Raw genomic sequence first — 5,202 nt, forward strand, 5'->3', positions numbered from 1 at the left:
GGCCTGCCAGAACTGCAGCCGCGCTGGTCCGCCGTGGAACACCAGCAGCCGGTAACGCCCGTCGACGACCGTCGCACCCGGGATCAGGTGCACGTCCTCGGTGACGGACGTCTCGACGGTGGGCTCGACCGGGCCGATCGGCGCGGCCTCGTCGTCGTCGACGGCGTCCATCGCCGCGCGCCGCGCCTTGCGCCGGTCGCTGAGCCGCGCGACCTGGATGGCCATCTCCATCAGCAGCGTCATGGCCAGCGCCAGCGCCAGCATCGAGAACGGATCCGAACCGGGAGTGACGAACGCGCAGAACACGAACACATCCATGATGAGGCCGCGCCGATCGGCCCGGTCGAGCCCGTCGAGGCGCCGACAGCGGTGCCCGCGCCGTCCCGCCTGATCGATGACGACGCAACCTGAGCCGGGTCCGCCGCCGGACAGCGTGGCGGCGTTCACGGCGCTGCTGCCCTTCGAGCTGGACGCGTTCCAGCGCCGCGCCTGCGAGGCGCTGGCCCAGGGGCACGGTGTGCTGGTCTGCGCGCCCACCGGCGCGGGTAAGACCGTCGTCGGCGAGTTCGCGGTGCACCTGGCGTTGGCCGCCGGGCGGAAATGCTTCTACACCACCCCGATCAAGGCGCTGAGCAACCAGAAGCACAACGATCTGGTGCGCCGGTACGGTCCCGAACGGATCGGGCTGCTCACCGGTGATCAGGCCGTCAACGGCGACGCCGACGTCGTCGTGATGACCACCGAGGTGCTGCGCAACATGCTGTACGCGGATTCGCGTGCGCTGCAGGGTCTTTCCTACGTGGTGATGGACGAGGTGCACTTCCTGGCCGACCGGATGCGCGGCGCGGTGTGGGAAGAGGTGATCCTGCACCTGCCCGAGGAGGTCCGCCTGGTCAGCCTGTCGGCGACGGTGAGCAACGCCGAGGAGTTCGGCGGATGGATCAAGACCGTCCGCGGCGACACCACGGTGGTCGTCGACGAACACCGGCCGGTGCCGCTGTACCAGCACGTGATGGTCGGCAAGCGGCTGATGGATCTGTTCGACTACCGCGCTTCCGGCGCGGCCGGACGTGACCTGCTCGTCGACCCGGAACTGTTGCGCCACATCGCGCACCGGCGGGAGGCCGAACGACTCGCCGACTGGCAGCCGCGGGGACGCGGGCGGCCGGGCCGCCCGCCGACCCTGTACCGCACGCCGGGCCGGGCCGACGTGATCGGCGTGCTTGCGCAGGCCGATCTGCTGCCCGCCATCACGTTCATCTTCTCCCGCGCCGGCTGCGACGCCGCGGTCAAACAGTGCCTGCGGTCGTCGTTGCGGCTGACCACCACCGAGGAGCGGGCGCGCATCGCCGAGATCGTGGACCGGCGCACCGCCGACCTCAACGACTCCGACCTGATCGTGCTCGACTTCCACGAGTGGCGGGAAGGGCTGCTGCGCGGCATCGCGGCCCACCACGCCGGCATGCTGCCGACGTTCCGCCACACCGTCGAGGAACTGTTCACCGCCGGCCTGGTCAAGGCCGTGTTCGCGACCGAGACGCTGGCGCTGGGCATCAACATGCCCGCCCGCACCGTCGTGCTGGAGAAGCTGGTCAAGTACAACGGCGAGCAGCACATGCCGCTGACGCCGGGGGAGTACACGCAGCTGACCGGCCGGGCGGGCCGGCGCGGCATCGACGTCGAGGGCCACGCCGTGGTGCTGTGGAACCCGGACGTCGACCCCGCCGAGGTCGCCGGCCTCGCGTCGACCCGGACGTTCCCGCTGCGCAGTTCGTTCGTGCCGACCTACAACATGACGATCAACCTGGTGCACCAGCTCGGACCCACCCAGGCCCACCGGCTCCTGGAGCGGTCCTTCGCGCAGTATCAGGCCGATCGGTCCGTCGTCGGGCTGGTGCGCGGTGTCGAGCGCGGCGAGCGCATGCTCGGTGAGCTCGCCGCCGAGATGGGCGGCCGGGACGCGGCGATCCTGGACTACGTCCGGTTGCGCGCGCAGATCTCCGAGCGGGAACGCGCGCAGTCGCGGGCGTCGCGGCTGCAGCGGCGCCAGGCCGCCAACGATGCGCTGGCCGCGCTGCGGCGCGGTGACATCATCTCGATCAACCAGGGCCGCCGCGGCGGGTTGGCGGTGGTGCTCGAACCGGCTCGCGACGACGAGGATCCCCGCCCGCTCGTGCTCACCGAGCATCGTTGGGCGGGCCGGATCTCGTCGGCGGACTACACCGGTGCGACGGCGCCGATCGGCAAGATGTCGCTGCCCAAGCGGGTCGAGCACCGCAACCCGCAGGCCCGCCGCGATCTGGCCTCGGCGCTGCGGTCGGCCGCGGCCCGGCTGGACGTCCCGTCGGCTCGCCGCAGGAGCGGTCCCGCGCAGGATCCCGACGTGGATCCGGAGCTGCGCGCGCTGCGGGACCGGCTGCGGGCGCACCGGGCCCACGGCCTGGCCGACCGGGAGGACCGGGCTCGCGTCGCCGAACGCTACCTGCGCATCGAGCGCGACAACGACCAGCTGCGCCAGAAGATCGCCTCGGCGACGAACTCGCTGGCCGTCACGTTCGACCGGATCGTGGAGCTGCTCACCGAACGCGGGTTCATCGCCGATGTCGACACTCCCGTCGTCACCGACGACGGAAAGTTGTTGGCCCGGATCTACAGCGAGAGCGACCTGCTCGTGGCCGAGTGCCTGCGGGCCGGCGTGTGGGAGGGGCTCGACGCGGCCGAACTGGCCGCGGCGCTGTCGACGGTGCTCTACGAATCGCGCCGCGACGGGCGCGGTCCCGGCGACGGCTCGGACGTCCCGACCGGCCGGTTGCGCCGCGCGCTGAACCAGACCAGGAGGCTGTGGTCGGAACTGCGCGCCGACGAGCAGCGGCACCGCATCGCGCCGAGCCGCGAACCCGACGACGGTTTCGTCGCCGCGGTGCACCGGTGGGCCGGCACCGGTGACCTGGCGTCGGCGCTCGCGGCCTCGGACACGGCCGGCACCGGGGCGTCGATGTCGGCCGGCGATTTCGTGCGGTGGTGCAGGCAGGTGCTGGATCTGGCCGACCAGGTGCGCGGCGCGGCGCCGTCGGCGGCTTTGCGGGCCACCGCGAAACGCGCCATCAACGACGTTCGGCGCGGCGTCGTAGCTGTTGATGCCGGGTAGTGTGTGGAGCCAGCAAGGCCCCCGGCACACCAGCCCCGGATGACCAAGGAGAGAAATGAGCGGACCGCAGGGATCCGACCCGACGCAGCCGTGGCCGGGTCAGCAGCCTGAGCAGGGCACGGATCAGCCGGCGGGGGATTCGGCGGCCAATCAGGGCTGGCAGCCCCCGACGCCGGGCGCCGGTCAGCAGCCCGATCAGTCGTCGTGGCAGCCGCCGGCGTACACGCCGCAGCAGTACCCGCAGTACCAGCAACCCACCCAGCCGCCGACGTACCCGCCGCAGCAGTATCCGGCCGACCAGTACGGGCAGCAGCCCACCGAGTACAGCCCGGCCGGTTACCCGCCGCCCGGCCAGTACAGCCAGCCGGGCGGGTACGGCCCGCAGTACGGTCAGCCCGGGGCGTACGGCCAGCCGGGCCAGTACGGCCAGCAACCGGGGCAGCCCGGTCAGTACGGCCAGTACCCCGGTGCGCCGGGTTATCCGCCGCCGGGCTCCGAGCAGGGGTCGAAGCGCTCGATGGCGGTCATCGGCGGCGTGCTCGGTGCGCTCGCCGCGGTCGTCATCGCCGCCGTCCTGGTACTGGGCTTCTGGAAGCCCGGCTTCTTCGTGACGACCAAGCTGGACATCAACGCCGCGCAGAGCGGCGTGCAGCAGATCCTCACCGACGAGACCAACGGCTACGGCGCCAGCAACGTCAACGACGTCAAGTGCAACAACGGCGTGAGCCCGACGGTCCGCAGGGGCGACACCTTCAACTGCGAGGTCAGCATCGACGGCACCAAGCGCCAGGTCACCGTGACGTTCCAGGACGACGACGGCACCTACGAGGTCGGCCGCCCGAGGTAGACGGTCGGGGGCGGCTCGTCAGAGCTTGTCCAGAGCCGCCTGCAGGCGGCCGATCGACGACGACACGCCGTAGCGCTCGGCCAGTTCGGCGACTTTGCGCGGATGACGCGCGGCCAGCGGCAGCTCGTCATCGTCGGTGGAGAAGGAGATCTCGGCGTCGGTGGCCACCCTTACCACCGGGCCCGCCTTCTCGATGTAGTCGGCGGCCGCCAGCAGCTTGGTCCGGTACGCCTTCGACATCTTCGACTTCGGATCCTGCGCAGCGGCCACGATCCGCTCGAGCGATCCGTGCTGGGCCAACAGCGTGGCCGCCGTCTTCTCGCCGACCCCCGGAACGCCGGGCAGGCCGTCGGACGGGTCTCCGCGCAGCAGTGCCAGCTCGGCGTAGGCGGGTCCGGCCCGGTCGACGGGCACATGGTAGGCCTCGGCCACCTCCCGCGGCCCGTACTTGACGGCCTTGGACAGTCCGCGCCCCAGGTAGAGCACGCGTACGGGTACCGGCTCGTCGCGCACCAACTGCAACAGGTCGCGGTCACCGCTGACCACCACCACGGGGTCGCGGCGCTCGCGTCCGGCGAGCGTGCCCAGGACGTCGTCGGCCTCGCAGTGCTCGGCGCCGGCCGTCGGGATGCCGAACGCGTCGAGTATCTCCATGATCATGTCGACCTGTGGGGTCAGGTCGTCGGGCACCTCCTCGACGTCGACGTCGGCCGGCGGGGTCGCCTCCTCGGCCGGGAGAGCCACCCGGTGCGCCTTGTACGACGGGATCAGGTCGACGCGCCACTGTGGCCGCCAGTCGTCGTCGCGGCACACCACCAGCCGGCGGGGCCGTTCCCGGGTGATCACGGTGGCGACCGCGTCGAGGAATCCGCGCAGCGCGTTGACCGGCCGGCCGTCCGGGGCGGTGATCGACGACGGGACACCGAAGTACGAGCGGAACCACATGCTCGCACCGTCGAGCAGCACCAGCGGGGCGTCAGTCATGGGCGCCATCCTGCCAGGGCACCCGGATCGGCCCGGGATTAGCCTGAACGGCATGAGCGAAGGCCGGTCCAGCGCCCGTTTCGACACCGATGTGTACGCCGACTTGAGGGCCTCACGCTGGGGCCACAGCGTAGGGTCGGCCGGGTCGGGCCTGGTCATCTGTGGCGCGGCGGTCCTGCGTTCGGCCCTTGACGGCTGCGGTTCCGCGGCGGCGCCGCGGCGG

3 protein-coding genes and 1 pseudogene are annotated in these 5,202 nt (G+C 71.7%); 2 read left to right on the plus strand and 2 right to left on the minus strand.

Features of this window, described 5'->3' with window-relative positions:
* Positions 1-342 (minus strand): annotated as a pseudogene (locus tag ASJ79_RS35125) (hypothetical protein); the annotation flags it as partial.
* 52 nt (positions 343-394) lie between these two features.
* On the opposite strand from ASJ79_RS35125, the gene ASJ79_RS18240 reads away from it, so the two are divergent.
* Entirely contained in the window at positions 395-3,148 is a 2,754-nt protein-coding gene (locus ASJ79_RS18240; RefSeq protein ID WP_067958022.1) for an RNA helicase, read from the plus strand.
* Between the two features lie 55 nt (positions 3,149-3,203).
* Entirely contained in the window at positions 3,204-3,995 is a 792-nt protein-coding gene (locus ASJ79_RS18245) for a DUF4333 domain-containing protein (RefSeq protein ID WP_067958026.1), read from the plus strand.
* An 18-nt stretch (positions 3,996-4,013) separates the two neighbouring features.
* Here the strand turns inward: ASJ79_RS18245 and ASJ79_RS18250 are convergent, their stop codons facing one another.
* Positions 4,014-4,979, minus strand: coding sequence for a 5'-3' exonuclease (locus ASJ79_RS18250; RefSeq protein ID WP_067958029.1), 966 nt, complete (start codon positions 4,977-4,979; stop codon positions 4,014-4,016).
* Positions 4,980-5,202 lie beyond the last annotated feature (223 nt).

It is taken from the genome of Mycobacterium sp. NAZ190054, from assembly GCF_001545925.1.
Lineage (GTDB): Bacteria > Actinomycetota > Actinomycetes > Mycobacteriales > Mycobacteriaceae > Mycobacterium.